We start from the raw sequence: 25625 nt of genomic DNA, 5'->3' as shown, positions 1-25625 counted from the left end.
ACGGGGACCAATATCCCATCATAACCAACTCAACATCGTATTCAGGGTCAGGCGGATCAGAACAATCCCCGCAACAATGCAGTCTGGGGTCATATCCGTTTAATGGTGTCTTGCATTGGAGATTGCATTTAGGACAACGCAAAAGAATAAATTGCATATTTATCAACAGCCCTTCTTCATTTAAATTTAACTCAATATTTTTATTAAATTTGGCTTACGACAAAACCCGATTGAGAGTAAGAATGGGAGTTTCGAGAAGCTGGAGCGGGGGATGACGCCGCTGCAAGTACAGGCTTTTCGCAAAATGGCCATCGATGCTTTACAGTTCAGGCGCAATTGGACTCACGGGGAAATTATGTATGATTTCGCTGTCAGACCAAGCTCGGGGACTTGGTCGGCTAGCATCTGTTACGAGTCCAATTACAATTCGTCGAATTGGAGCTATCGTTACCAGCCCAAAGCCCCATCTATGCGAGAGAGTTACCGGGATAATATGGAGTCTTAGTGGAAGAGAAGGCAAAAAGGGCCGCTGATCAGGATCAGCGGTCCTTTTTGCTGTCATTTGTTTCTCTTATATGGTCTTGACTGTGATCATGCGTATGCGGGTGAAAGGCGTGACCGGCGGCAGAACTGGAACCCGGCAGAAGAAAGCCCAAAAGCAAAGGCAGCAGAAACAGTCCGTAGATGAGCAGGCTTTTGACTGCACCGCTTGAATGGGAATGCCCTTCATGCCCATGAACAGAATGGTGATCGTAATGATGATGGGTGTGTCCGCATTCGCAATCGTTGGAGGATTGCGAATGCGCCGGTTTGAGCGCTTCATAGGCCTGGTGCATGGCAGCGGCTAGCAAGCCAAGCGAGGAAAGCTTTACGTAAACTTCCATATTGGGCTCGACGAATGAGGAAAGCTGTCCGGTATGGTTAAAGTAGGCAATCAACATTGCAAATCCTAATAATAAAGCGGCTCTAATCCAGCGGTCATTCATAGGAACGCCTCCATAAGCCAGGCTCCAGCCAGCACCAAAGCAAAGGTTAAGGCAATGAGCGCGGCTACGATTTTCAGCTTAAAGGCCGACAGCAGCATCATCGTATTTTTCAAATCGATCATTGGTCCAAAGACAAGGAACGCTAGCAGCGGACCTGTACCGAATATGCCATTAAAGGAAGCGGCGATAAAGGCATCGGATGTAGAGCATAGGGATAACAGGAAGGCGAGGCCCATCATGAACAGGTAGGAGAATAGGGGCTGATCGGCAACGGCGGTCAGGACGCTTTTATCAATGAAGGTCTGAATGACTGCCGTCAGCATGGCACCGAAGATTAAATATTTGCCCATCTCGAAAAATTCGTCGGAGGCGTGTCCAAGTGTTGCTGACAATCGGTAGCCCCAGCCCGGACGGATTGAAGATGATGTTTGCGCTGCACCGTGATGATGTGCTTCTTCATGGATAAATACCGTCTTATGCTCTTCTTTAAGCGGGCTGGAACGCATAAAGCGATAGAACAACATCCCGATGATAACAGATATGACCAAAGCTAGTCCGATTCGAGAGTAGGCAATGATGGGAGCTGAACGAAAGGCCGAATAGGTGGAAGTAAATACGATGGGATTGACGATCGGTCCAGCAACTAAGTACACAATTCCGATATAGGCCGGCATTCCTTTCCGGATCAGGCGGCGGACGACAGGAATCATGCCGCATTCGCATAACGGAAACAATAGGCCGAGCAGGGCGCCAAACAGAACACCAGTCACAGGACCCTTCGGTGTAAATCGCCGAATCGTATCATCGGTTACAAATACTTGCAGCAGAGCAGAGAACAGAACACCCAGGAGAATGAAAGGGAAAGTTTCTAATAAAAGGGATAAAAACAAGGTTTTAAACGTTTGCAGGTTAGGATTGTGAAATAGCGCCCCTGACCAAGGCTGGTCGGTAATCAAGAGCGACAGGATAATGAGACAGCCTGCGCCAAGCAGCGGAGGCCCGAATTTTAAAATGAACTTTGTCATAGAACGACTCCTCTGAACCGCTGCGAATTTATTATTAAACAGTCTATGCGCAAGGAGTTGAGATAGGACAACTTTATCGCTTGTCTTTAATTGGATAATTTTTCATATCCCTTGACTTTCAATTTTAGGAAGGTATAATCGTGATAAATGCGATGATGGGAACAAGTAAGCTTAGGTGATGATGCATCCAGAGAGCCGGTGGTTGGTGCGAACCGGTGCAAGCCTAACGTCTGAATGGATCCCGGAGCGGAGAGCGGAAAGCGGTATGATCGGTACCGTCTATGCTTATCCGGCTGTTCTCCGTTACGGAACAAATGAAGGCTCTTGCTGACTGACGCTGACCACCGATTAGGCGGCGTTACGGCATTAGCGAATTAGGGTGGCACCACGGTCCCTCGTCCCTTGCGGCGGGGGATTTTCTGCGTTTATAAACAGGTATGAACAGTGAACAGTCATTAAAAAGGAGTCGATAACGATGGGCAGAGTATTGTCAGGCATTCAGCCAAGCGGCCAGCTTACGCTGGGGAACTATATCGGAGCGATGCAAAATTTCGTCAAGCTTCAGCATACAGAGGAATGCTTTTTCATGGTCGTGGATCTTCACGCGATTACGGTGCCGCAGGAGCCGGCTAATTTGCGGGAGCAGACAGAGGCGGTAGCTGCATTGTTTATTGCAGCAGGAATCGACCCGTCCAAAGCAAATGTATTCGTACAATCACATGTTCCCGCACATGCGGAGCTGGGATGGTTGTTGACGACGCTTACGAATATGGGCGAGCTTGAGCGGATGACGCAGTTCAAGGACAAATCCGAAGGCAAAGATTCCGTTGGTGCCGGGCTATTCGTCTATCCGTCTCTTATGGCGGCTGATATTCTAATTTACAATTCGAATCTTGTGCCGGTTGGCGAGGACCAAAAGCAGCATCTGGAGCTGACTCGCGATTTGGCGCAACGGTTTAACTTCCGATTTGGCGAATATTTCACAATGCCAGAGCCCTACATGCCGAAAATAGGCGCCCGCATTATGTCTTTGGACGATGCGAGCAAGAAGATGAGCAAAAGCAGCCCGAACGCGGGAAGCTTCATTGCACTACTGGACCCGCCGGATGTTGTTCGCAAGAAGATTAGCCGTGCAACGACAGATTCGGGACGTGAGGTTAAATACGATCCTGCAAATAAACCGGAGATCAGCAATCTGATGAGCATCTATTCGCATTGCGCAAACCTGTCGATGGAGGAGATCGAAGCCCGTTATGAAGGGCAAGGCTATGGTCCGTTCAAAAAAGATTTGGCGGAACATGTCGTTGCGGTGCTGGAGCCTCTGCAAGCGAGATACAATGAAATTCGGAGCTCTGGGGAAATCCATAACATTCTGAAGCAAGGTGCTGAACGGGCAGCGGTTATCGCAAACCGTACGGTAGCTGAAGTGAAAGAAAGAATGGGCTTCATCGCTCCAAGATAGCTAAGTTAGCAGAGAAAAAGGGCCGGTGCGAATATCGCATCGGCCCTTTTTCCCGTTATCCGCGCCGCCGCAATCTCGCTTTGACGATAAAGCCGCTCCCGATCATAAACAGCGTTAGAACGCCCATTAACAGAGCCAGCCACCCGTTGATGGAAATGGATACGGCGGTTGCCAGCATGAATAGGACGGACAGGACGGCAAACAACAGAGACATCGGTTTGGACATGTTCAAACTCTCCTTCATAGCGATAAATAAAATAATTTTAGAATGTAGCATAGTTTCTGAATGGGTGAGCATAATAAGTTTGCAAGCTTGCAAAACACACAAAAGTTCCTATACTGAAAGGAGAAATTCCGCATGGCTAGCAACAAAAGCAGCAATCAATTGGTGGTACCTCAAGCTCAACAAGCTCTCAATCAAATGAAACTTGAAGCAGCGCAAGAGCTTGGTGTGCAAATTCCAGCGGACGGTTACTATGGTAACGTTTCGACACGCGATGCAGGTTCTTTGGGCGGATACATTACTAAAAAGCTTGTACAAATTGCCGAGCAACAACTGTCCGGCGGTTCCAGCAACCTTCGCTAAACTTTTCTATACACAATGAGTTTTACCTAAAGCTCAAGGGAAACCTTGAGCTTTTTTCGTTTTACCCAAGGACGCAACAAACAACACAATAAGAAAGCCCCTTTTATTGTCCATCAGGGGCTTTCCTAAAGTCAATACCAATCGTTTCTTCATTAATAAGAGTTCATCCGAAGCCGCTTCATCAGCCGCTCATCGCTTAGCCAGCCTACATAGGAGCCGACCGTTTGATAATCCCGGTCCATGAGAAGAACGCCAACGAACGGATATTGCTTGCGATGCCGGTAACGTACATCAGACCAGCGCACCTCATATCCCCAATTATGCTCCTTAACTTCGGCACATGCAAATTTGGTAAAGTAAAGGAAGGAGCGAATCGCCGGGTCGTTTCTCGATTTGGATACAGCAGGGTGGTCAGAGCATTTTACTTGGTCCACCCACGTTAAATTTCCGCCTCTGAGCTCGCCTATCTTGTAGCTGCCGTCTTGGATATGCTTCACGACGTTCCAGCCGGTTAGAGAAATGGTCGGGATGACGATATGGAAATCGGAATCAAGTTTTTGCGTATCAAGCTTTTGCACCGTTCGAAGTGTGGACCGCTGCGCAAACGTTCGCCAAATGAAATAAACGGCCGTAAGGGCATAGAGTGAAGTGAAAATCGCTGCAGCACTCCATAATCCGATTGCCCAAAGTGCGATAGCGATGATATGGGTGATAAAAATAAACGGATCGAAAATATGGATGATATTCCATGAGATCCATTTATCCGTGAAGGGACGCATCGCCTGTGTGCCATAGGCATTGAACAGGTCGGTGAATACGTGAACGCATACCGCAAGCAATACCCACGAACCGATATGAAGCCATGGGAGGCTTCCCCGGTAAACCAGTTGAAGAATGGCTGTAATAAGCACAGTCCAGATTGCGATAGCGGGCAAGGAATGAGAGACGCCCCGATGGTTGCGGATGTAGCTGGCATTGCCTTTGAGACGCAGTATGGTATCGAAGTCAGGCGCTTGCGAACCAACTACGGTGCCGATTAAGACGGCAGTATGAATTGAGGGATTGGAAGCAATAACCGGGTCGACTGTTGCCAAGCCAGCCAAACCGATCCCCATGACAAGATGCGTGCCTGTATCCACGGTGTGATCCTCCTTCTTAGGTTGCGCTGCGATGAATATGCGAATTACCTGTAGTATCAACGGAGAGAAGCGACTTTATCAATGGAACGACAGCCAGTATAATTTGGAAGGGAAGGAGTTGATTCAAGATGCAAGCGATATGTTTTGCAGAATATAAAATTGCAGAAGCCAGCCGGGCAGATTATTTAGCTTATACCAGACAATTGCTTCAGGAGCAGAAAAAGGTACATTTATATGAAGGAACAGATCAAATCAATCTATTCGTGGAAATCTGGTATGCCGATAATGAGGCGGAAGCCGAGCAAATAAAAAAAGAACGCTGCAGCGAGCGTTCTCCTTGGTATCGCGTATCCGATTGGATTATCGGCGGAGCGGACAAGATGCATGTGTGGAGCTTCAAGCCCGCTCTTCCGAATAACGGCTAGATTTCCTCTTCGCGCGTTGTCATTGGCGTTGTGTTCGTGACGACGCCTCCTTGGAACGGATACTCGTATTGGATAGGTCCGTCAAAGGTTACATAATCCAAATTCAGCATCAGAAGCAAATAGCGCATTCCTGTCGATGGATCGCTGATGACGATATGATCACGTCCGGCAGCTTCAATAATGCCGCGGAAAATTTTAGCGTTCCATTCCCGGTTGTTCTCGTATGTCATGTAGAAGCTTGCCATTTTGCCGCGGTTCAGGCGCAAAATATTTTCTACATAAGATTCTTCTGCAACAGGAACCGCAACGATATTCCCCCCCTGAGGAGTAATGACGGAGCCGCTAGGCACCATAGGCGGAGAAACTTGAGCCCCAGCCATTGGAGCATTTTTGGCCATCATCATTGGCATCATGTTCGGCATAGCATTAGGCCCCATAGCGTTCGGCATCATGTTTGGCATCATGTTCGGCATGACATTAGGTCCCATGGCGTTCGGCATCATGTTCGGCATGACATTAGGCCCCATGGCATTCGGCATCATGTTTGGCATGACATTAGGTCCCATGGCGTTCGGCATCATGTTCGGCATTACGTTTGGACCCATGGCGCTAGGCATCATGTTTGGACCCCAGGAAGCGGGTAGGGTCGTTGGTGCATTCGGATTTTTGGATGCCGGCAGAACCGCGGAGGCGTTTGCTTCTTTGGATGCTGGCAGTGTAGCGGTCTGACCGCTTGGATAGCCATAGCCCTGAGTTGTTCCTCCGACATTTCCGTAAACGCCGTATCCGTCTGTGTGAACTGGACTTACTCCGCCTTTGTAATCATAACCTTTAGACATTCTGTTGTTCCTCGCTTTCGATCGTGGAAATAAAGATTGCTGGTAAACGTTCGGATTGGTGTTGGGATAAAGAAGCAGTGCGCTTTATAGCGTCCACTGTTCGCTTGGTCATGCCATGTACCCGGGCAGCCTCCGGCCGGACGGAAAAACCAAAGCGCATTCGATGCCGGATGTTGGCGCTCGCCGTTATGAGCCGTTAGGCCAAACGGATATCGCTTTCTCTCGCTTTTTTGATGAAAATATCCTTTCTAAGTCGCTTCGAAATCTTCGCCCTCCACTTCGCGCGCATGAGACGGGAGCGCCGCTTCAAGCTGGTTTTATAGGCGTTAAACTACATACACAGTGTATTGAGCGCCCAGCAAAAGGGTTCCAAATTATTTGTCACAATTTGAGTGGCGAATTGATGAACAATAAGTATGAACGTTGTCATTACCATCTTTTTTCGGTATGATTAAGAACGATTCATCAATGAAATGTTTAGGCGCAAAACTTGCGTCTTGCGGCATACCTTAGGAGGCTCGCTTCGTGTTTAAAGACTTGATTGCATTAACCAAACCGCGGCTGCTCAGAATGAATGTTTTCGCCGCCATCGGCGGTTTTTGGGTAGCATCGAAATGGAATATCGACTGGCTGGCGCTGTTGTGGGTCGTGATCGGATCGACGATTACAATCGCTTCCGCATGCGTCATTAATAATTATTGGGACCGGGAACTGGATCAGAAGATGGAACGGACGAAAAACCGTGCGCTTCCAACAGGGCGATTAACGCCAGGATTCGTACTCTCCTACGGCATCGCGCTTGGTGTTATTGGACTAGCCGTATTGTTTCTGCTCGTTAATCCTTTAACCGGCTGGTTAGGTTTCCTTGGCTGGTTCGTTTATATTTTCATCTACACCGTTTGGCTCAAAAGATCGTCGACTTGGAGCACCTCGATCGGCGGCATTTCCGGAGCAATGCCTCCGGTACTAGGCTATTGCGCCGTAACTTCGGAAGTGGATGCAGGAGCTTGGCTGCTGTTTGCCTTCCTGTTTCTGTGGCAGCCGCCGCACTTTTGGTCGCTTGGGATTCGCCGGGTGGAGGAGTATCGGGCGGCACAATACCCGCTTCTTCCGGTTGTTAAAGGCATCAAGCGGACAAAGCTGCAAATGATTCCGTACACGGTTTTGCTCATTCCAACTTGCGTTTTACTTTACACTTATGGTTACGCAGGTATCGTGTTCCTCATTATTTCCGTATTGGCGAGCGTAATCTGGGCTGCACATACGATTATGGGCTTGAAAGCCGCTAATGATGAGAAATGGGCGAAAGTCAATTTTCTAATTTCGGTCAACTACTTAATGGTCGTATTTATCGTCATGATTGCCAATACGATTAAATAATGGTTTAACTGTGGGGAGGATTAACGAGGCATGTTGTTTTTGAAAAAGCACAGCTTCAAAATCGCCGTGTTGGCGCTATGCGCGGCTATGGGTATTTATTTGTTAGTAACTTATTTCGGAAATCAGAAAGAATCAATGCCTGTTCTTCAAGCAGCGCCTGCATTTACGTTGAATGATATCGACGGCAATGAGGTGTCTCTAGAATCGACAAACGGCAAGGCAAGACTGGTTTATTTCTATTTCGCCAACTGTCCGGACGTTTGTCCGCCTACTACATTCCTTCTGTCTGAGACGCAGGACTTGCTTCAAAAGGACGGCGTGCTGGGCAAGTCGGCAGAGATGATGTCGATAACATTTGACCCTGAGCGGGATACACCGGAAGTGATTCGTGCGTTCGCTGAACGTAATTTCGCGGAGCCGGGCGCAGGCTGGCTGTTTTTGCGGGGGGAAGAAGCATCAACGATGAAGCTTGCAACAGATTTTGGTGTTGGGGTCAAAAAGGATGAGGCGAACAACTCCTTTATTCATTTCAATGTCATTACGCTCGTTGACAAGAAAGGCCAAATTCGCAAATGGATTAGCGGCAATGATGAAGAGTTGACGCCGGAGCAGTTGGCGGCTGATCTGAAGCAGCTGGCCAAGGAATAAGTAATGGACATATTGCTTCATATTTTATGGACAAATGTATTGCCGCTCACATTGATGATAGCTATAGGCTTCACGATGCAGCGGCTTTTTTCTTTGGATATCAAGACATTGTCAAAGCTTAATTTCTATGTATTTTCACCGGCTGTAATATTTAATTTGCTTTATACGACCAAAATCTCTGCTCAACTGATCGGCAAGGTGCTGCTGTTCGCCGTTATTTTTCTCGTGCTGCAAGGAGCCGTTGTTGAGCTGGCTGTTAGGCTTCGAGGCTTGAAAGACGGGATGAGAGGGGCGATGCGCAACAGCGTTCTGTTCTATAACAGCGCCAACTATGGCATACCGCTCAATCAATTGGCTTTTGCAGCCAATCCGTATACATTGTCCGTCCAGATTATCGTCATGGTCACACAATCCTTGCTTCCGAATACATACGGGATATACAGTGTCAACGCTCATAAGCTTGACCTGCGTTCCACGATGCGGACGATTTTGTCCCAGCCGATCATCTATGTCATTCCGCTTGCCTTCCTATTCAATGGCTTTGGCATCAAGCTTCCGCAGCCTGTAGAAACGCCGATCGTTTATTTGGCCAATGCCTTTATTGGAACGGCGCTCCTCACGCTGGGTGTACAGCTCGGCAGTATGAAGTGGAGATGGGACCGAAGGTTATTCTCCAACGTCATTCTTTCCAATTTCCTAAGGCTGATCATTGGTCCGGCTTTGGCAGCCCTCATTATTTGGGGATTAAATGCCTTTATCGAGATTGATAAAATGATGGCTGCTGCATTAATCGTGTCCTCAGCAGTTCCGACTTCCTTAAGCAGCGTGCTGCTTGCAGTCGAGTTCGACAATGAGGCAGAATTTGCTTCTCAAGCTGTCTTTCTATCGACTGTGCTAAGTATTGTGACGGTAGCCTTTGTCATCTATATTCTTCATATCTGATCTTCTTTGGTCCATCCAGGGGCAGGCTCGGGGTACATAATATGTTCCTCCAGGCCTGCCTTTTCTAATTGCTCGATCAAATAATCTTCCGGCGTATGCTCGACGCCCGGATAGCCGCGGCGGGTATAGATATGTTCGGCATCGGGAAACAGATCGCGAAGCATGCCTCGGATTCGTTTGCCGGAGCTGTCATTATCGGTGAACAGGTATACCTGTTTATTGCCAACCTGTTTGCGAAGACGTTCTAATTGGTCGGGTCCTGGCGTTCCAAATGTGCAATAGATCGGGACGTCTTCATGCAGCACTCTGCGTACCCGGCTTTTATCGTTTTTCCCTTCCACAATAATCGCAATTTCCATGACGCGTGCACTCCTTTGCTCGGGAAATTCATTGCTTTTATAGTTTACCATTTTCACTCGAAAAAAAAGCGTCCCTGCCGCTCCAATGAATGGAGCAGCCTGGGACGCTTCTTTTAGTCAACGCGTGTCGAATTAGCAGAATGTGCAGATGATGATGACCAGCAGGATGAACAATACGAGAATAAATCCGATGTTCGACCCATGATGATGGTGGCCGCCGCGATCGCCACTACGATCTTGATGATGGTTTGAAACGCCAGCTTGAGACATTAAACACGTCACCCCTCTTTCGCATAATCAGGGTCATTAGGCATTAGCTGCCGTTTGACATACCTCATTGTATGTAGGGGAGTGACATTAGCCGTGTGCGTTTACCTAGTTTTGAGAAAAATGGGTGCGGGACGTGTAATGGCGTCTGCTGTGGAACGGCAATACCATTACGGCGATCATTAGAGCAAGGAAGGCGATGTAGTAGGGGGACAGATTGTCTCGAAGCTGTCCCGCTAGCATAGGGCCAATGAAGGCACCGATAGAATAGGCGATGGCGAGTACCGAGAACGTACGGCCATAGCGGGCTCCGCCGCTTAGTTCAATGAGCAGCATAGGGATTGCCGGAATGATAATTCCTTTAGCCATGCCGACGAACAACAGCATCAGGGCAAAAGGAAGCGGTGTGCCTGCCGCAATAAGAAAATAGATGAGTGCCAGGATGAGCGAGCCCCACAACGTTCGATGAAAGGCTGGAATCCGGTTCAGGAACAGCATGCTTAGCGTAATGAGCGCCCCGATGCTAACGACGGAGAATAGTAATCCCGTCGTCATCATGCCTTCCTTCGTGCTGGCCATTAACGGCAGCTCGAAGGACAGGATGCCTTGCGCGCAGCTGGTTGCGATAGGCAGGATGAAGACGAGCCACGGAATGGGGGCAGCTTCAATACGTGTAACAATTTTGGATTTGCTGCTGCTGTCAGGCTGTAATTCCTCCGCTGCCGCTTTAATGTCCCGGATGAAAATAAGGGCGCATATGGAGGTGGCGATCAACACCCAGCCGAGCAGATAGAAAGCTGTCGTGAAGCCGATCTTGGCGACCATGTAAGCTCCTGCGGCTGGAGAGACGACGGTAGCCAGCGTATGAACGAAGCCGTTGCCGGCCATCAGCTTACTTTGCTCAGCCCGGTTGGTTGTGAGCTTAGCAAGAAGCGCAAGGCAGGCCGGAGATAGAAAGGCGAGTACAAAGCCGCTGATGGAACGAAGCAGCAGCAGCTGCCAAGGGTCGGTTACTTGCGCTTGAAACAACAGGATAACGCCTGCTCCCATAAGGCTGAACACGATAAACAGCCGGCTGCCAAGCCGGTCGACGCCATAGCCTGCGATAATGTTGCCGGGAAGATGGGTAATCGAATACATGCCCATCATCAATCCGATAAAGGACGGGGCGGCCCCAAGCGAGATCGCAAAAGGGGTAAGAATCGGATATTGCGCATGCAGATCGAAAAAGGCGACGAACAGAAACAAATAGAGCCAGACAGCGGTTTTCACGGGGCGGATCCTCCTTGCGCTAACGTTCATAATCTACTTGTACGTTAAAGCTGGACAGGATATGTCTGCTAGATCAATGTGCTGGCGTTTACGGTAGATTCTGGGTGGGGTATAATGTTTGATAATGGGGGTTCGCCCGCGTTATAATAGGGGGGATAAGGTTGGATTTTTTGAATTTCTCAAGCTATGATTGGAATACTTGGAGCACATTTCTGAAAGAGCACTGGCTATTGCTTGCCGTTGCGCTCGTCGTACTCCTGCTTATCGTCCGCATTGTCAAAACCGTCGTCAAATGGGCGCTCGTTGCCGTCATCGTTGTCGGCATCGTCATTTACAGCGGATACAGCATGGACGATTTGAAGGCAATCGGCACGAAGGTTGCCGATAGTGTGAAGCAGGAAGCCGTTACGGCTATGGTCGGAGAAGTGGAGAAAGCGACCTTCACGACCAATTCAGATGGAAGCTTCACCGTAAAAACAGACAATTTAGTACTGACAGGCGAACCGGGAAGCGGTGAAGTAACGGTATCCTTCCGCAACACACCGCTAGGCACCTGGAAAATTGACAATACGGTTCAAACCTTGATTGACCAAGCGAAACAAAACAGCAAAGCGTAGCCTGACGGAAGAGCCGTCTGCTTAAGCAAGGAGGATGTAATTAGAATGGATTGGGTTCGTACGCTATGGTCCTGGGAACCGGTCTCTCTTATCGTCCTCCTGCTGCTTGTTGTTTCTCTTGCGCAAGGGATGAGGAGGGGCGCATCGGGTTCTGCGAGGCGTCTTTTCTATTTTGTATGGGATGGAATATGGGTGATTGTCTGCTTGCTGGCAGCTGCCAAGCTTGCAGAAAGCCTCTCTCCGCTTCTTGCAGATTGGTTGGCCGGCCGCGTCGAAGTGCCGAAGCAGGAGCTTAGCTCTTTATCGCGGATTTGGTATACATGGCTGACAAGCTTGAAAGACTTTGCGCTGCTCCGGTTTGGAGTATTGTTCCTGACGGGATATTTGCTTCTCAGGTTGATCGTATCCTTCCTGCTTACTCCTATTGTGGGCATGCTGCTCTCGGGAACGGAACGGAAGGAACGCGGACGTCATGCAGCTTCGGGAATTCCTGGGGGAAGAGCGGCCAGCAGAACGGCAGGTGCATTAATTGGCGCACTGCACGGTGCAGGCCGGGCTTTCGTATTTATTGCCGCATTATTTATTTATGTATCTCTTGTGCCAAACGGCGTATTGACCGATGAGATTAAGCGGTCGCCGCTTTACAATGAAGCCGCCGCTGTATTGGAGCCGGTAGCCGGCGATATGCTGGCAGGTCAAGGGCCAGTGCTCGCGAAAGCGGTGCAAGCTGAATTTCAGAACATTTTACAACGTAAATATGAAATCATTGATTACGCAATTCCGGCTGATATCGAACAGGCAGCGCTTCAAGTTACGAAGTCTGCCGACGGCGATGAAGCGAAGGCACGAGCCCTGTATGAATGGCTTGGCACGCGGATTGCGTATGATTGGGATAAAGCCCGGAATTATGAAGAGAAGGGCATTTGGAAGGAGCAGACGCCGCAAAACACGTTCGATACAAGAACGGGCGTCTGTATTGATGTCGCGAGATTATATGCCGTTATGGCGCGCGCTTCAGGGTTGGAGGTCAGAGTAGTAACGGGACTCGGTGCCGACGGGCGGGGCGGTTTCGGGCCGCATGCCTGGAACGAGGTCCGGATTGGCGGAGAGCAGGGCAAATGGATTCCGCTCGATGCGACATGGGCATCATCCGGTGATTGGTTTAATTCGCCGGGCTTCGAACAGACACATATTCGCGAAGCATAACAAAAAATTGGTTAAAGGCAAGAGGTGAGCGCTTTGCACGACGATCCGCAAAAGCGGGAGATTACGAATCGCCGTCATTTTTCTTTTCGGTTAAACTTTTTTTTCTTTGTTGTTTTTGCTCTTTTTAGCGTACTTATTATTCAACTAGCCATTCTTCAATTCGTAGACGGTCCGAAGCTTAGTGCTGAGGGCAGCAGGAAAAGTACGCGAAGTAATCCAATCGCTCCGATTCGCGGCAACATTTATGCCTCTGATGGAACACCGATCGCTTATTCGACGTCTACGCAATCGTTATACTTCTCGATTTCGCCGGATTTCAAAACGAAAAACAATACCGAGGCATTGGAAATTGCCAATAAACTTGTTAAGGTTTTTGATGAAAAAGGCGACCCGGAAAAGGCCATGACTGTCGACGATGTCATTCGCCAAATGGACCTTGATTTCCGGCGTAACACGATTTCGACGCCTCGCAGGATTAAGTCGGGCTTAACCTTGAAGGAAATTGCTTATTTTATGGAGCATCGCAGTGAATTTAAAGGCATCGATATAATAGAGGAAAGCGTGCGTAACTACAGCAAGGATTCTGTAGCCGTGCAGTTGGTCGGTTATTTGAAAAAATACAAGGGTGTACGGGAAACACTCTCCTTTTACAAAGAAAAGAGTGAAGAAAAAGATCCGCTTTATCAGTACACGGAGGATGAGGATGTCGGCTTCGATGGCCTGGAATATATGTACCAGGATGTCCTTCGCGGCACGAATGGCTTAAAGCAGTATCCAGTCAACAATGCCGAGCGTATTATTGGTCCGATGGAAATTACGAACCCGACGAAAGGTTCGGATATCTATTTGACCATTAACCAGCAGGTTCAAATGAAGACCGAGGAAGCTATTGTGAATCAAATCAAAAAAATCAGTACCTCGGGATCTAGAAGCGAACGGGCGGAGTTTGCCAAAATCGGCTATGCTGTAGCTATGGAAGTTGATACCGGCAAAGTTGTAGCGATGGCGAGTATGCCGGATTATGATCCGAATATTTGGTCGGGCGGCCGTATTAGTCCTGAGGATTACGATAACTTCAAAACCGTACTAAGCAACGGAACCATCCGGGAGGTATATGCGAAGTACGAAACGGAGAAGGAGCGGAATAGGCACCCTTCCTCGCTCGTTCCGCCGGGATCGACACTGAAGCCGCTCTCGGTTCTGATCGGGTTGAATGAGAAGCTGTTTACAACTTCAACCGTATATAACGATACCGGATTATTTACATTTGGTAAGGAAGGCCATAAGGTGCCGATTAAAAATGCCGGCAATCATGCCTACGGTCTTCTCGATCCAGCGAAGGCGATTACAAAATCGTCTAACCCGTTTATGGCCGCCATGGTCGGCAACAAAATGTATGAGAAGTACAAAGGCAAAGCTGGCGTGGATATTTGGGACAATTACATGAAGCAGTTTGGTCTCGGTGTATTGACAGGCAGCGGTTTGCCGGGCGAGATTACCGGTACAGTCGATTACTATCATGAAGCTGAAACTGCGAGCTCGCAATCGGCCCTTGTACGTGCAGCCTTCGGTCAACAGGCTCGCTACACACCGTTGCAGCTGGCACAATATACAGCGATGCTGGCAAACCACGGAAAACGGATGAAGCCTCAGTTTGTCAGTGAGATTAAAACGTCTGACGGTAAGCTTGTGCAAGGATTTAAACCGGAAGTGCTCAATACAGTAGATTTACCGGATGCGTACTGGAAGGAAATAGAGACCGGCATGTCGCAGGTTAGTGTGCAGGGTTTCAACGGCGTTTCTTATACGTTTAACCGGAAGACTGGTACAGCACAGTCGAGTGTTGCGGGACGGACAGCAGATAACGCTGTATTTATCGCTTACGCACCTGCCGACAAACCGAAGCTTGCGGTTGCGGTCGTTATTCCGGACGGCGGATTTGGCGGCTGGGGTGCAGCCCCGATTGCCCGTCAAATTTTCGATGCATATGATTATGAAATTGGCTTGAAAGGTGTACCGGGCAAAGGCAAGGACACTGCGAACAATTCAGATGCTGGTGCTAACGGCACTGACGGCAACGCTGCGCAATAAAGTAAGCGCAGGTGTAAGATGAATAGTGCAGAGCCCGTCGATCGCTCCACGCGACCGACGGGCTTTTTTGTGCGAAATTGTTGTGGTCCAGTCGGCACGTGCCTACGGTGTATTCTATGCTGAATCGTCGGTGTTCTCGTATGTGTTATATGTTCTTTAGGTGGAATCACGGCTCCATTGGTACCTCTGTACGTCCAACGGACTTTTTTAGGATGAATGTAGTCCGATAAGTGTCCTCATGTGTCCGCAGTGTTAAATCGCTGCTCATCGGGCTTTCAATATACTCTTTATGTTACTGCGCACCGAATGCGCGTTCGTGACTTGAGTTCAGGGGGCTGTTTTTTTACCCGTGGTATACCCGTCAGCTGATCAAAATGTAAAAGTACATTTTGTTTGGCCTGAAATGGTCCAAAATCCTCTTCAAAATGCAAAAATACATTTGAAATCGGTCATTTTGGCTCAAATGGGGCTTTTTTGGCGTATCAACCTGCACTTTTACATTTTGAAGCGATAAATCACCGGAATCACGGCAAACAAAATGCAGATTTGCATTTTGATTAGCTGCTACGAGGTGTTGGATGCCTAATTGGTTCAGATTATTTGTAAATATAGGTTGTGGAGCAAGTATGGAAATGAGATAATGCAGGTAGTTGAGCAAAATAGGCAAAACTAGGACGAAGAACGTCCCTTTTCATCTATGGATGAATGGGGGCGTTTTTTTATTTTAAAAATGTTGGAGGGGAAGCGGATGGCAGTAAATTTTGAGGAATCACATACAGAATGGATGAACGATCATTTGAATGGAAGAAGCGGTGAGCGAAGAGGAAGGCTGGAGCGAGGGCACCAGCATGCGGAGCAGCTTTTTTTACGGCAGGTATGGTGGCCGGTAATTGGGACATTAGATCAGCTGCATCCGGAGTACGAAATCATCGACTGGAGAGGGAAGTCTTATTTTGCGGATTTTGTGTGGGTGTCTGGCCATATCAAGCTGGCGATTGAGATTAAAGGTTTTGGTCCTCATGTGGCGGAGACAGATCGAAGGAAATATGCCGAGGAGTTGAACCGTGAAGTTTTTTTCCAGGGGCTTGGCTACCATGTGGTTTCATTCTCGTACGATGACGTGGCGGGCCGGGCAGAAATCTGCGCAACACTGCTTAGATTGCTGATGAGCCGCTATCAGGCTTTAGAATCTCCGATTAAACTGGATGATCTGATCCAAAAAGAAATAATTAGATTCGCTTGCAAACAAGGCGGATGGCTGCGCCCGCTGGATGCGAGCCGTCATCTGATGCTTAATCACCGGACAACGGTACGTCAGCTCCAGGCACTATGCGATCAGGGATATCTTCGGCCAGAGGTCACAGTGAGCAAAGCAGATAAAGAAGGCAAGGTACTTCGATACGAGCTGGTGCGCCATAAGCTGGAAAAGTATCAATGGTAGTGTGGTTTCGTACTTATTACGGGATAATTGCGTGTTCTCGCTATTGGCTAGAATTTCGTCGCAGTTGAATATCGGTTAGTAATAAGTGCTAGTGAAGAGGTCTGATTCTCCTTGCTAGTACTTTTTCAGTTGTCGACCTATGTTTATATAATCAGCGTCTTATACCTACAACATATGGGTTGTAAAAACAAACTACGTAACAGCAGACAGCAGTTCAATAATTTTCTGTACCGCCAAGGCCATTACTTGAAAACGAAGCATGCAGGTTTATTATCTGGTAAAAAAAGAGAAAGCTTTGCTCTCAAGCCAGTCTCACGTAAGGATCTCAGGTCTGCTGATCTCTTATTCAAAAGCGTTAAGACGCATAGTTTTACCGCATCGGATGCAGCCTTTTCAAAAAATCCAGCCTATTTTTGCGAAAAATGTTGCATTAGAGAAACTTTTTTGTATAATATAAACAAAGAGTCTCTGAGTAAACTAATGTTCGTCCATGCAAAATATTTGGGAGAGGGAGAGTTTGATGAATAAAAAGCCAGTACGTATGAACTCCGCCTTTCGGCGATTTATTATGACGATTTTATTTTTGACCGTGTTTGTAATGATAACGACAGCTTGCGGGGGAAATACAGAAGAGAAGCAAACAGCTGCTGAAAATGAAGGGAAGCTAAAGGTAACGACGACGATCGGCATGATTGCGGATGTGGTGAGAGAGGTTGGCGGCGATGAGGTTGCCGTAACCGGACTCATGGGATCGGGAATCGATCCCCACTTGTACAAAGCGTCGCATGGAGATATTGAGAAGCTGGATAAAGCAGACATCATCTTTTATAACGGACTACATTTAGAGGGTAAAATGGCGGAAATGTTCGAGAAGCTGGAGAAAACGAAGCCAACGGTTGCCGTCTCCTCCAATTTGAAAGAAGAGCAGCTTCGTGCTAATCCGCAAGGCGGCAGCGGCTCGCATGACCCGCATATCTGGTTTAACGTCAAGCTGTGGATGTCCGCGACGGAGGTCATTCGCGACACGCTGTCGGAGAAGGACCCTGCTCATGCAGAAGGCTACAAAGAAAGAGCGGCTGCGTACTTGATGAAGCTGGAGGAGCTTGACCAATACGCTCGGGATCAAGTTGCCAAACTGCCGGAGGCGAGCCGGATTCTTGTTACAGCACATGATGCATTCGGCTACTTTGGAGACGAATATGGCGTGGAAGTAACAGGGCTTCAAGGAATGAATACGATGTCAGAATACGGCTCCAAGGATGTGAGCGAGCTGCGTGATTTTCTAGTGGAAAAACAAATCAAGGCAGTGTTCATCGAATCCAGCGTTCCCCGCAAATCGATTGAGTCTGTTATCGAAGGCGCTAAAAAGCTCGGGCATGAGGTCGTTATCGGCGGGGAGCTGTACTCTGACGCGATGGGGGACGAAGGCACTGTAGAAGGTACTTACATCGGCATGGTGAAGCATAACGTAGATACCATCGTTAATGCTCTGAAGTGAAGAGGGAGATGATCGGAATGGAACAGAAGCAACGTGTAGAAGCGAAAGCTCCGCTCACAATACAAGGTTTAAGCGCGGCCTATCAGAAAAAGCCGGTACTGCGCAACGTATCGTTTTCCGTACAGGAGGGTGAGCTTGTGGGCGTTATCGGCCCAAATGGTGCAGGCAAATCGACGATGATGAAAGCGGCGCTTGGTCTCATACCAAGATTAAGCGGCGAGGTGCTCGTCTACGGCAAGCCCTACAAACAGCAGCGTAAGCTGGTAGGTTACGTGCCGCAGCGTGAATCGGTCGATTGGGATTTTCCGACGAATGCGCTGGATGTCGTGACTATGGGCCGTTATGGTCATCTCGGCTGGTTTGGCCGGCCGGGTGCCAAGGAGCGGGCTATCGCGATGGAAAGTCTGGCAAAGGTCGGCATGGCGGATTTCGCAACCAGACAAATTAGCCAGCTGTCAGGCGGTCAGCAGCAGCGTGTCTTCCTTGCCAGAGCGCTTGCTCAGGACGCAAGCCTTTACTTCATGGATGAGCCGTTTGCCGGCGTAGACGCTGCGACGGAGAAAGCGATCATTACACTGCTGCAGGAACTGAAACGTCAGGGGAAGACGGTTATCGTTGTTCATCATGACCTTGCAACGGTTCAAGAATACTTCGATTCTGTGCTGTTATTAAATGTTGAGCTGCAGGCATACGGGCCGACCGATGAGGTTTTTACACAGGAGCTGCTGCAGCAAACCTATGGCGGCAGACTTGCTTTTCTCGATCGCAGCCGCAATCATTCCGATATCTTTGCAACGAAAGGGTGACCCGGCATGCAGAGCTTATGGACCCTTCTGAATGATCCCAACATGCAATGGATTTTTATCAGCTGCACTTTATTAGGCTTAAGCAGCGGCATAATTGGTTGTTTCTCATACTTAAGAAAACAGAGCCTCATGGGTGATACGCTTGCCCATGCGGCGTTGCCCGGAATCTGTATCGCGTTCATGCTGACCGGAACGAAGTCGCTGCTGATCTTTCTCATCGGAGCGGCAATAGCCGGTGTTATCGCTACCTTCGGCATTGGCTTCGTCACCCGTCACTCCCGTATTAAGCATGATGCGGCAATGGGAATTGTACTGTCCGGATTTTTCGGATTAGGCATTGTATTGCTGACGGTCATCCAGCATGGCAGTTACGGCAATCAGGCCGGGTTGGACAAATTTCTATTCGGGCAAGCGGCAGCAATGATTGGCTCCGACGTGCTCACGATGTCCATAGTAAGCGTTCTTCTCATTGCAGTGTGTTTCTTACTTTTCAAACAGTTCAAGCTAATTTCCTTCGACCCTGGATTTGCCCGTGGCATTGGCTATCCTGTCGCTTTTCTGGAGCAGCTCTTGATGCTGCTTATGGTTGTCTCGGTTGTAGTGGGTATTCAAGCGGTAGGTGTCGTGCTCGTGGCGGCATTATTAATTACTCCGGCCGTGTCGGCCAGATACTGGACACATCGGCTAGGCGCTATGGTTATTTTATCCGGCCTGTTTGGAGCCATTAGCGGAGCGGCAGGCACCTTGATCAGCTCAACAGCGGCGAATCTTCCGACAGGACCGCTGACTGTGCTGGCGGCTACTGCATTATTTTTCTTATCGATATTATTCGGTCCGCAAAAAGGCTTGCTCGCCAAGCAATTTATCCGCTTGCGTGTGAAGCGGAAGCTGGAGCAATCGCAAATCCGTGGGAATGTGAAGGCGAGAGTTGCGGCGGCTGAGACGGAGAAGGGGGCGGCGTTATGACCGTATTTTGGATTTTGCTGACGGGATCACTGGTTGCAAGCTGCTGCGGCATACTAGGGGCTTTCCTCGTTCTCCGTAAAATGGCGATGATCGGCGATGCGATCAGCCACTCCGTCATGCCCGGCATCGTTATCGCTTTTCTGCTCAGCGGCTCGCGAGATTCGATGCTGATGCTGTTCGCAGCAATGATCTGCGGCTTGCTTGCGGTCTTTCTTATTCAGACGTTCCAGCAAAGCGGCATTCAGTCCGATGCTTCTATCGGCGTTGTTTTCACGGCTTTGTTCGCCTTAGGGGTTCTGCTCGTCAGTCTATTTGCCCGTCAAGTGCATCTGGATCAGGATGCTATTCTGTACGGTGAAATTGCCTATGTTCATTGGAACGTCTGGGAAGTAAATGGCGTCAATTTGGGGCCGAAGGCGGTTTGGCTGCTAGGTGTGACTTTCATTGTCATTGTGGCGGTTATAGGCCTGTTCTACAAGCAGTTCAAGCATTTGCGCTTTCGATCCGGCGCTGGCCGCCGCGTGCGGCATACCGGTCGCACTCTTTCACTACTTGCTGATGGGTCTCGTGTCTATGGCGACTGTCAGTTCATTCGAAAGCGTAGGGGCCATTCTTGTTGTAGGCTTGCTTATTATCCCGGCGGCCACTGCTTATCTGCTCACCGATCGGTTAGGCCGTATGATTGTGCTCAGTGCGTTAGTGGGCATTTCCAGCACTTTCCTGGGGTACGGCGCGGCGGTCGTTCTTGATGCCTCGATCGCGGGCTGTATCGTATGCGCCGCTGGGGTGCTGTTCATCCTAGCCTTTTTATTCTCACCATCCCATGGGTACGTTGCAAAAAAGCTTCGTATGCGCAAACTTATTGGAACACACTAGCTTTAAAGCAGCGAATAACCATCAAATAAACGGCCTGCTCCAATTGGGAGCAGGCCGTTTTTCAAGAGTAGGGTAAACCCGCGCTACAATGGAAAACCATCCTTCAGCCGATTCAAGGCATCAAACTGCAATTGCCTGAAGTCTGCTTCCGGGTGTTCGGAATAGTACAGCATTACTGAAATACTCACTCCGATTATCGCTCCGGCAAACGTCTGCACCGCCAAGTCATCTGCCTGCCGGCCTAGACGCTCAGCGGCAAGCTCGACGATTAATTGCAGTGTCATCATTTGGTTGTTCAATGTTGCCGCGCGAAGCTCAGGGACAGACATAATGAGCTGAATCCGCTGCCTCACGGTTTCCATTTCTTCTACTGACATTTTATCGATACCTTCTGTCATTGCATTGCGTGTAGCCTCCAGCAAACTAAGCTCGGAGGGTTGTGCACGGAAAGCCTGTATGAGCAGGGGGTCGTAGTTATCGATGATCAAGACATCCTCTTTGGTGGGGAAGTAGCGAAAAAAAGTGCTAGGCGAGATTTCTGCTGCTGCTGCAATTTGATCCACCGTTGTTTCATGGTAGCCATGCTCGTGGAATAGCCGTAAGGCATGCGCCTGCACCGCAGCAATCGTTTTTGCTTTTTTCCGCTCCCGTAAGCCTGTTGCCTGTTTTTTGTCTGAGGACATGCTGTTCACTCACTCCCAACCTTTTTCTTCACCCTGCTTCACAACGCTTTTGTGTACAGAGTTATATTTCAATCCCTTTATCGGAACGCGTATGTTGCTGTTTCAGCCTCATAAAGACGATAGCCAGCACAATACCAATCATCGCTACAATCGTGCAAATCCACAATAAATGGTTCATTCCATATACAAATGCTGCTTGAACGGTATGCAGCAGCTCTGTTGAATGCTGCTGTACAGCGGCAGCGGCGCCTGCTGATGCGCTGCGCGAAACGGTATCCATCATCCCGTCCGGCACACCGGACAACTCTAGTTTACCACGATAAGCCGTGCCAAGAACAGTTCCTAGCAGAGCGACTCCAAGCGTTCCCCCTACATTGCGCAAAGCCATAATTAAGGCCGAGCCTACACCGCTTTGCTCCGCTGTCAGGGCAGCCATTGAAATGTCCATGGCAGTAGGCAGAACGAAGCCAATTCCTAGTCCTGCTGCGACAACCCAAATGACGGTCCACGAATAACTGTCCCCCACAGCTGAAAAAGCGCCAATAGCCAAGCCTGCTGCTAAAAGTGCAAATCCAATCGCGAATATGGACGAAGCGCCTAAGTGCCGAAGCAGCTTTTCGGTTATTTGCGAGCCGATCAGCAAGCCGCCGATGAGAGGCAGCAACCTTAAACCTGCTCCTAACGCATCTGTGCCCTCCACAATTTGAAAGTATTGGGGCAGGACAAACAGCAGTCCAAACATGGCGAAGGAAATGAGAGTAGCCATTATCGTTCCCCAAGTAAAGCCGCGAGAGCGGAATAAAGCGGAAGAAACTAAAGGATACGCAATGCGGCGCTCCCAATAGATGAATCCGGCGAGCAGAACAACCCCTGTAAAGATCGTCGTGAGAGCAAGGAGATCCCCCCACCCGTTCTCTCCGGCTTTAATGACGCCGTAAGTCAGACTAATCAAGCCCAGGCTGGAGAGTAGAATACCGGCGTAATCGATTGGGGATTCGCTCTTATTTCTTGATTCCTCCAGCATAATCGAGACGGCAATGAGTGCGATTGCAATAAGAGGGATGTTAATTAGAAAAATCGATCCCCAAGCAAAATGATTGAGCAGCCAGCCGCCTGCGATGGGTCCAAGCGGGATGCCTATCGCATTGGACAGTACCCACACTCCAATGGCTTTGGAGCGCTCCTCTTCCTCAAACAACACGGGAATGATGGCCATAGACATTGGCACGATAAGCGCAGCGCCGAAGCCAAGCAACGCTCTCCCCGCAATGAGCATCTCCGATGAGGGCGCATAAGCGCAAATCAGGGAAGCTGCGCCGAATAATAACAGTCCAGCCAGAAGCAGCTTTTTCCGTCCCCAGCGATCACCGAAAAGGCCAGCCGGAAGCAAGGCAGCAGCAAACACGAGCGTATAGGCGTCGGCATACCATTGCAATTCACTGCTTGTCGAATGTAAATCTGCAGCTAGTGTGGGAAGGGCAAGATTCAAAATCGTTAAATCGAGCCCAACCGCCAGCAGTCCAATTGCCAGTGCGATGAGTACCCACCATCTGTAGCTTCTTTTATTCTGCATAATCAAAACCGCCTCTCATGTCTATAAAGTTTTCAATTTCAATGTATACGATATAATATTATGAAAGTTAATGTCAAATAAAAGTCACTGCCAAAAATTCGATTGAGAAAATAAGAGTTAAAGAATATGTATTTATTTGTCTTGTTTTGTCGAAAGTGAAACATCTGCAACTCTTGTTCCGTCTTAACTTTGGGACTTATTGTATTTATAAAAGAATTTTGGGGAGTGTTGTAAAGAAATGAAAAAGTGGATGAAGCAATTTGTATTAGTAATGGCGGTGCTTACGGTGCTGTCAGGCTGCAGCTTTGGCGGCGATAAAGGCAAAGCCAACGAACAGCAAACGTTAAGAGTGATGTATTACGAGGAGTCTTCCTTCTATCAACAGTACGGCATGCTGTTCACGGCTTTATTCCCGAATATTAATATCGAAGTCATAAGCACATCGAAAGTCCGTCCTGAAGAGGGACAAGAACAAGACTATATGAAGCTGATGAATGAGTTTATAGAGAAGGAACAGCCGGACATTCTCATGATTGACTCCAGCCAATATGAGAAAATGGCGACGGACGGCAAATTGTATGAGCTCGACGGTTTTATTGAGAAGGACAAGTATGATACAGAAGGGCTAGTGCCCGGCATGGTTGATTACTTGAAGGAAATAGGCGGAGGCAAGCTATATGGCATGTCTACTAGCTATTCCAGCCAAGCCTTGTACTATAACAAGGATTTGTTTGATAAATACGGAATCGAGTATCCGAAAGATAAAATGAGCTTCAGTGAGCTCATTCAGTTAGCCAAACGGTTCCCGACAGACGGAAGCGACAAGGAACGGGTATACGGTTTGAAAATGGGATACAGCGACAACTTGTTCGATATCGCATCTACTATTGCAGGAGCGCAAAACCTGGCATTCTTCAATGCGGGTAAAAAAGAAATGACGATCAATACACCGGCATGGAAAGGCGTATTTGAAATGGCGCTTGACGCGGTTAATTCAAAGGCGCTCTATTTCGAGAGCGACAACCGTATGAACGGCGGCTCCTATGAGGAGTATTTGCTTAGCAATCCTTTCATATCGGGAAGGGCGGCTATGACGCTTGACGGATCCTATGTAATGGATCAGCTTAAACAAGCGAAAGATTATTTGAAGGAAAAGGATCAGGAAAAACTGATTAAAAACTGGGACTTGGTATCTGTTCCAGTAGATCCGGCTAATCCGGATTATAGTACGATGACTAACTTTTACAATATTTTTGCAATTAATAATTTGGCAGCAAATAAGGAATCGGCATGGACGTTCATTAAATATGTGACAGGCGACGATTTCGCAAGAGTAACCTCAAAATCGAATAGCTTTGGCGGTTTTCCGATTCGGACCAAGTATGTGAATAATGAAGAAAACCGTAATTTAGCAGCGTTTTATGCGCTGAAGCCAAGCATAAACAATATGTTCAAAGACTTTGATAAACTGCCGAAAAATTTCTATGGTGAATTCAATGGAACAGCGCAAGCGGAGCTGCAGAAGGTGAAGGAAAGCAAAGCGTCGCTGGATGAGACGCTTGTCAAGCTGCAGACAGTCGGTCAAGGGCTGCTTGACAAAGGCGATAGCGAACAGTCGCCTAGCAATGCGGAAACACAGGAAGGGATCACCGACGGTTCAATAAGCTCTGAGCCCATAGCGAAGTAGAATTGTTTTACGATATCGTTTCGTCCAAAGCGTTTGGAAACTCCCCGGTTTGTGCTAAAATGGCTGTAGTACAGCTATGCACGACAGGAGGAGCAAAATGGGAGATTACAAGCTGGTAGCGCTCGATATGGATGGAACGCTGCTGAATGAACAAAGCGAGATCAGCAAGGAGAATGCCGAATGGATTCAGCGTGCGCTGGATGCCGGCATTACGGTCAGCTTCTCGACGGGCAGAGGCTTCCGCAGCGCGCTTCCGTTTGCGGAGCAGTTAAAGCTGGAGACGCCGATGATTACTGTCAACGGGAGCGAGGTATGGAGCCGTCCTCATGTTCTACATAAGCGTACCTTGCTTGGTCCGGGCTATGTCAGACGCCTTCATGAGCTGGCGATGAAGCATACGGGAACATGGTTTTGGGCTTATACAACCGACGAAGTATATAATTTGGAGAAATGGATCGAAGCGGGGACAGAGATCGAAGATTACCATTGGCTGAAATTTGGCTATTATACGGAAGATGCGCCTGTCCGTCAGCGCATTTATGACGAGGTAGCCGAATGGGGAGCTCTGGAAATTACAAACTCATCACCATGCAACTGGGAGATGAATGCGCAAGGCATAACCAAGGCAAGCGCGATTCGCGAGCTTTGCAAGGTGATGGGCATTGACATGTCGCAGGTTGTTGCCGTTGGCGACAGCCTGAACGACATCGCCGCCATAAGGGAAGCCGGGCTTGGCGTCGCTATGGGCAATGCGCAGGATGCTGTCAAAGAAGCGGCTGATGCGGTAACCTTGTCGAATAATGAGCATGGCATTGCGGAAGTTCTTAAACGATACGTCCTGTAGGAGAGCT

24 protein-coding genes, 2 pseudogenes and 1 other annotated feature are annotated in these 25625 nt (G+C 48.7%); of the genes and pseudogenes, 16 read left to right on the top strand and 10 right to left on the bottom strand.

The window, feature by feature from the left end:
- Positions 1 to 539 precede the first annotated feature (539 nt).
- Entirely contained in the window at positions 540 to 986 is a 447-nt protein-coding gene (locus TY10_RS15995; RefSeq protein WP_042165501.1) for a DUF1980 domain-containing protein, read from the bottom strand.
- Positions 983 to 2011: a permease gene (locus TY10_RS15990; RefSeq protein ID WP_042165497.1), complete on the bottom strand. Its 1029-nt coding sequence runs from the start codon at positions 2009 to 2011 to the stop codon at positions 983 to 985. Before TY10_RS15990 ends, TY10_RS15995 begins: the two co-directional genes overlap by 4 nt.
- Before the next feature lie 143 nt (positions 2012 to 2154).
- Positions 2155 to 2417: a binding site (T-box leader), on the top strand.
- A 69-nt stretch (positions 2418 to 2486) separates the two neighbouring features.
- On the opposite strand from TY10_RS15990, the gene trpS reads away from it, so the two are divergent.
- On the top strand, positions 2487 to 3473 hold the full coding sequence (gene trpS, locus TY10_RS15985) for a tryptophan--tRNA ligase (protein WP_042165494.1): 987 nt from the start codon (positions 2487 to 2489) through the stop codon (positions 3471 to 3473).
- Between the two features lie 55 nt (positions 3474 to 3528).
- Here the strand turns inward: trpS and TY10_RS30785 are convergent, their stop codons facing one another.
- Entirely contained in the window at positions 3529 to 3699 is a 171-nt protein-coding gene (locus TY10_RS30785) for a DUF5325 family protein (RefSeq protein ID WP_162160621.1), read from the bottom strand.
- A gap of 132 nt (positions 3700 to 3831) precedes the next feature.
- On the opposite strand from TY10_RS30785, the gene TY10_RS15980 reads away from it, so the two are divergent.
- Positions 3832 to 4059, top strand: coding sequence for an alpha/beta-type small acid-soluble spore protein (locus TY10_RS15980; protein WP_042165491.1), 228 nt, complete (start codon positions 3832 to 3834; stop codon positions 4057 to 4059).
- A gap of 152 nt (positions 4060 to 4211) precedes the next feature.
- Here the strand turns inward: TY10_RS15980 and TY10_RS15975 are convergent, their stop codons facing one another.
- Positions 4212 to 5198, bottom strand: coding sequence for a metal-dependent hydrolase (locus TY10_RS15975; RefSeq protein WP_042165489.1), 987 nt, complete (start codon positions 5196 to 5198; stop codon positions 4212 to 4214).
- 128 nt (positions 5199 to 5326) lie between these two features.
- Here TY10_RS15975 and TY10_RS15970 point away from each other — a divergent pair, with 128 nt between their 5' ends.
- Positions 5327 to 5623, top strand: coding sequence for a hypothetical protein (locus tag TY10_RS15970; RefSeq protein ID WP_042165486.1), 297 nt, complete (start codon positions 5327 to 5329; stop codon positions 5621 to 5623).
- On the opposite strand, the gene gerQ is transcribed toward TY10_RS15970, so the two are convergent.
- Positions 5620 to 6096 carry a spore coat protein GerQ gene (gerQ, locus tag TY10_RS15965; RefSeq protein ID WP_052350592.1) on the bottom strand — a complete coding sequence of 159 codons (477 nt, stop codon included), beginning with the start codon at positions 6094 to 6096 and terminating at the stop codon, positions 5620 to 5622. The genes TY10_RS15970 and gerQ overlap by 4 nt on opposite strands.
- Before the next feature lie 425 nt (positions 6097 to 6521).
- Positions 6522 to 6710, bottom strand: a pseudogene (locus TY10_RS31620) (cell wall hydrolase); the annotation flags it as partial.
- Positions 6711 to 6987: 277 nt separating this feature from the next.
- Here TY10_RS31620 and cyoE point away from each other — a divergent pair.
- Genes cyoE through TY10_RS15945 form a run of 3 tightly spaced genes read left to right on the top strand, consistent with a single transcriptional unit; the run spans position 6988 to position 9432 of the window.
- Positions 6988 to 7842 (top strand): heme o synthase, encoded by an 855-nt coding sequence (gene cyoE, locus TY10_RS15955; protein WP_042165481.1) that lies wholly within the window; start codon positions 6988 to 6990, stop codon positions 7840 to 7842.
- Between the two features lie 30 nt (positions 7843 to 7872).
- Positions 7873 to 8490, top strand: coding sequence for an SCO family protein (locus tag TY10_RS15950; protein ID WP_042165479.1), 618 nt, complete (start codon positions 7873 to 7875; stop codon positions 8488 to 8490).
- 3 nt (positions 8491 to 8493) lie between these two features.
- Positions 8494 to 9432: an AEC family transporter gene (locus TY10_RS15945; protein ID WP_042165477.1), complete on the top strand. Its 939-nt coding sequence runs from the start codon at positions 8494 to 8496 to the stop codon at positions 9430 to 9432.
- On the opposite strand, the gene TY10_RS15940 is transcribed toward TY10_RS15945, so the two are convergent.
- Both TY10_RS15940 and TY10_RS15935 read right to left on the bottom strand, forming a co-directional pair.
- Complete coding sequence (locus TY10_RS15940) at positions 9423 to 9791, bottom strand: toprim domain-containing protein (RefSeq protein ID WP_042165474.1); 369 nt, start codon at positions 9789 to 9791, stop codon at positions 9423 to 9425. The genes TY10_RS15945 and TY10_RS15940 overlap by 10 nt on opposite strands.
- Before the next feature lie 375 nt (positions 9792 to 10166).
- Positions 10167 to 11330, bottom strand: coding sequence for an MFS transporter (locus TY10_RS15935; RefSeq protein ID WP_042165472.1), 1164 nt, complete (start codon positions 11328 to 11330; stop codon positions 10167 to 10169).
- Positions 11331 to 11491: 161 nt separating this feature from the next.
- On the opposite strand from TY10_RS15935, the gene TY10_RS15930 reads away from it, so the two are divergent.
- The 8 genes and pseudogenes from TY10_RS15930 (at position 11492) to TY10_RS15890 (ending at position 20831) form a co-directional block, all read left to right on the top strand.
- Entirely contained in the window at positions 11492 to 11947 is a 456-nt protein-coding gene (locus tag TY10_RS15930; protein ID WP_052350570.1) for a hypothetical protein, read from the top strand.
- 45 nt (positions 11948 to 11992) lie between these two features.
- Positions 11993 to 13153, top strand: a complete 1161-nt coding sequence (locus tag TY10_RS15925; protein WP_052350569.1) for a transglutaminase domain-containing protein — start codon at positions 11993 to 11995, stop codon at positions 13151 to 13153.
- Positions 13154 to 13186: 33 nt separating this feature from the next.
- Positions 13187 to 15244 (top strand): peptidoglycan D,D-transpeptidase FtsI family protein, encoded by a 2058-nt coding sequence (locus TY10_RS15920; protein ID WP_081735311.1) that lies wholly within the window; start codon positions 13187 to 13189, stop codon positions 15242 to 15244.
- Positions 15245 to 15992: 748 nt separating this feature from the next.
- Positions 15993 to 16685 (top strand): hypothetical protein, encoded by a 693-nt coding sequence (locus tag TY10_RS15915; protein ID WP_042165464.1) that lies wholly within the window; start codon positions 15993 to 15995, stop codon positions 16683 to 16685.
- Positions 16686 to 17205: 520 nt separating this feature from the next.
- Positions 17206 to 18183 (top strand): metal ABC transporter solute-binding protein, Zn/Mn family, encoded by a 978-nt coding sequence (locus TY10_RS15905; RefSeq protein ID WP_063510444.1) that lies wholly within the window; start codon positions 17206 to 17208, stop codon positions 18181 to 18183.
- A 17-nt stretch (positions 18184 to 18200) separates the two neighbouring features.
- Positions 18201 to 18989, top strand: a complete 789-nt coding sequence (locus TY10_RS15900) for a metal ABC transporter ATP-binding protein (protein ID WP_081735310.1) — start codon at positions 18201 to 18203, stop codon at positions 18987 to 18989.
- Positions 18990 to 18995: 6 nt separating this feature from the next.
- The gene (locus tag TY10_RS15895) at positions 18996 to 19955 is read left to right on the top strand and encodes a metal ABC transporter permease (protein ID WP_042165454.1); all 960 of its coding nucleotides are present in this window, start codon (positions 18996 to 18998) and stop codon (positions 19953 to 19955) included.
- A pseudogene (locus TY10_RS15890) lies at positions 19952 to 20831 on the top strand (metal ABC transporter permease). Before TY10_RS15895 ends, TY10_RS15890 begins: the two are co-directional and overlap by 4 nt.
- Before the next feature lie 83 nt (positions 20832 to 20914).
- Here TY10_RS15890 and TY10_RS15885 read toward each other — a convergent pair.
- A complete protein-coding gene (locus TY10_RS15885) occupies positions 20915 to 21514 on the bottom strand; it encodes an acyl-CoA-like ligand-binding transcription factor (protein WP_042165451.1) in 600 nt (199 codons plus the stop codon).
- A gap of 61 nt (positions 21515 to 21575) precedes the next feature.
- Complete coding sequence (locus TY10_RS15880; protein ID WP_042165448.1) at positions 21576 to 23087, bottom strand: MFS transporter; 1512 nt, start codon at positions 23085 to 23087, stop codon at positions 21576 to 21578.
- A 238-nt stretch (positions 23088 to 23325) separates the two neighbouring features.
- Here TY10_RS15880 and TY10_RS15875 point away from each other — a divergent pair, with 238 nt between their 5' ends.
- Positions 23326 to 24774: an ABC transporter substrate-binding protein gene (locus TY10_RS15875; RefSeq protein WP_042165446.1), complete on the top strand. Its 1449-nt coding sequence runs from the start codon at positions 23326 to 23328 to the stop codon at positions 24772 to 24774.
- 97 nt (positions 24775 to 24871) lie between these two features.
- The gene (locus TY10_RS15870; RefSeq protein ID WP_042165443.1) at positions 24872 to 25618 is read left to right on the top strand and encodes a Cof-type HAD-IIB family hydrolase; all 747 of its coding nucleotides are present in this window, start codon (positions 24872 to 24874) and stop codon (positions 25616 to 25618) included.
- The last annotated feature ends 7 nt before the right edge of the window (positions 25619 to 25625 follow it).

Source organism: Paenibacillus gorillae (assembly GCF_000513275.1).
In the GTDB taxonomy this organism is placed as follows: Bacteria; Bacillota; Bacilli; order Paenibacillales; family Paenibacillaceae; genus Pristimantibacillus; species Pristimantibacillus gorillae.
Note: the sequence above shows the minus strand (reverse complement) of the source record. Positions and strands in the feature narration are given on the sequence as shown.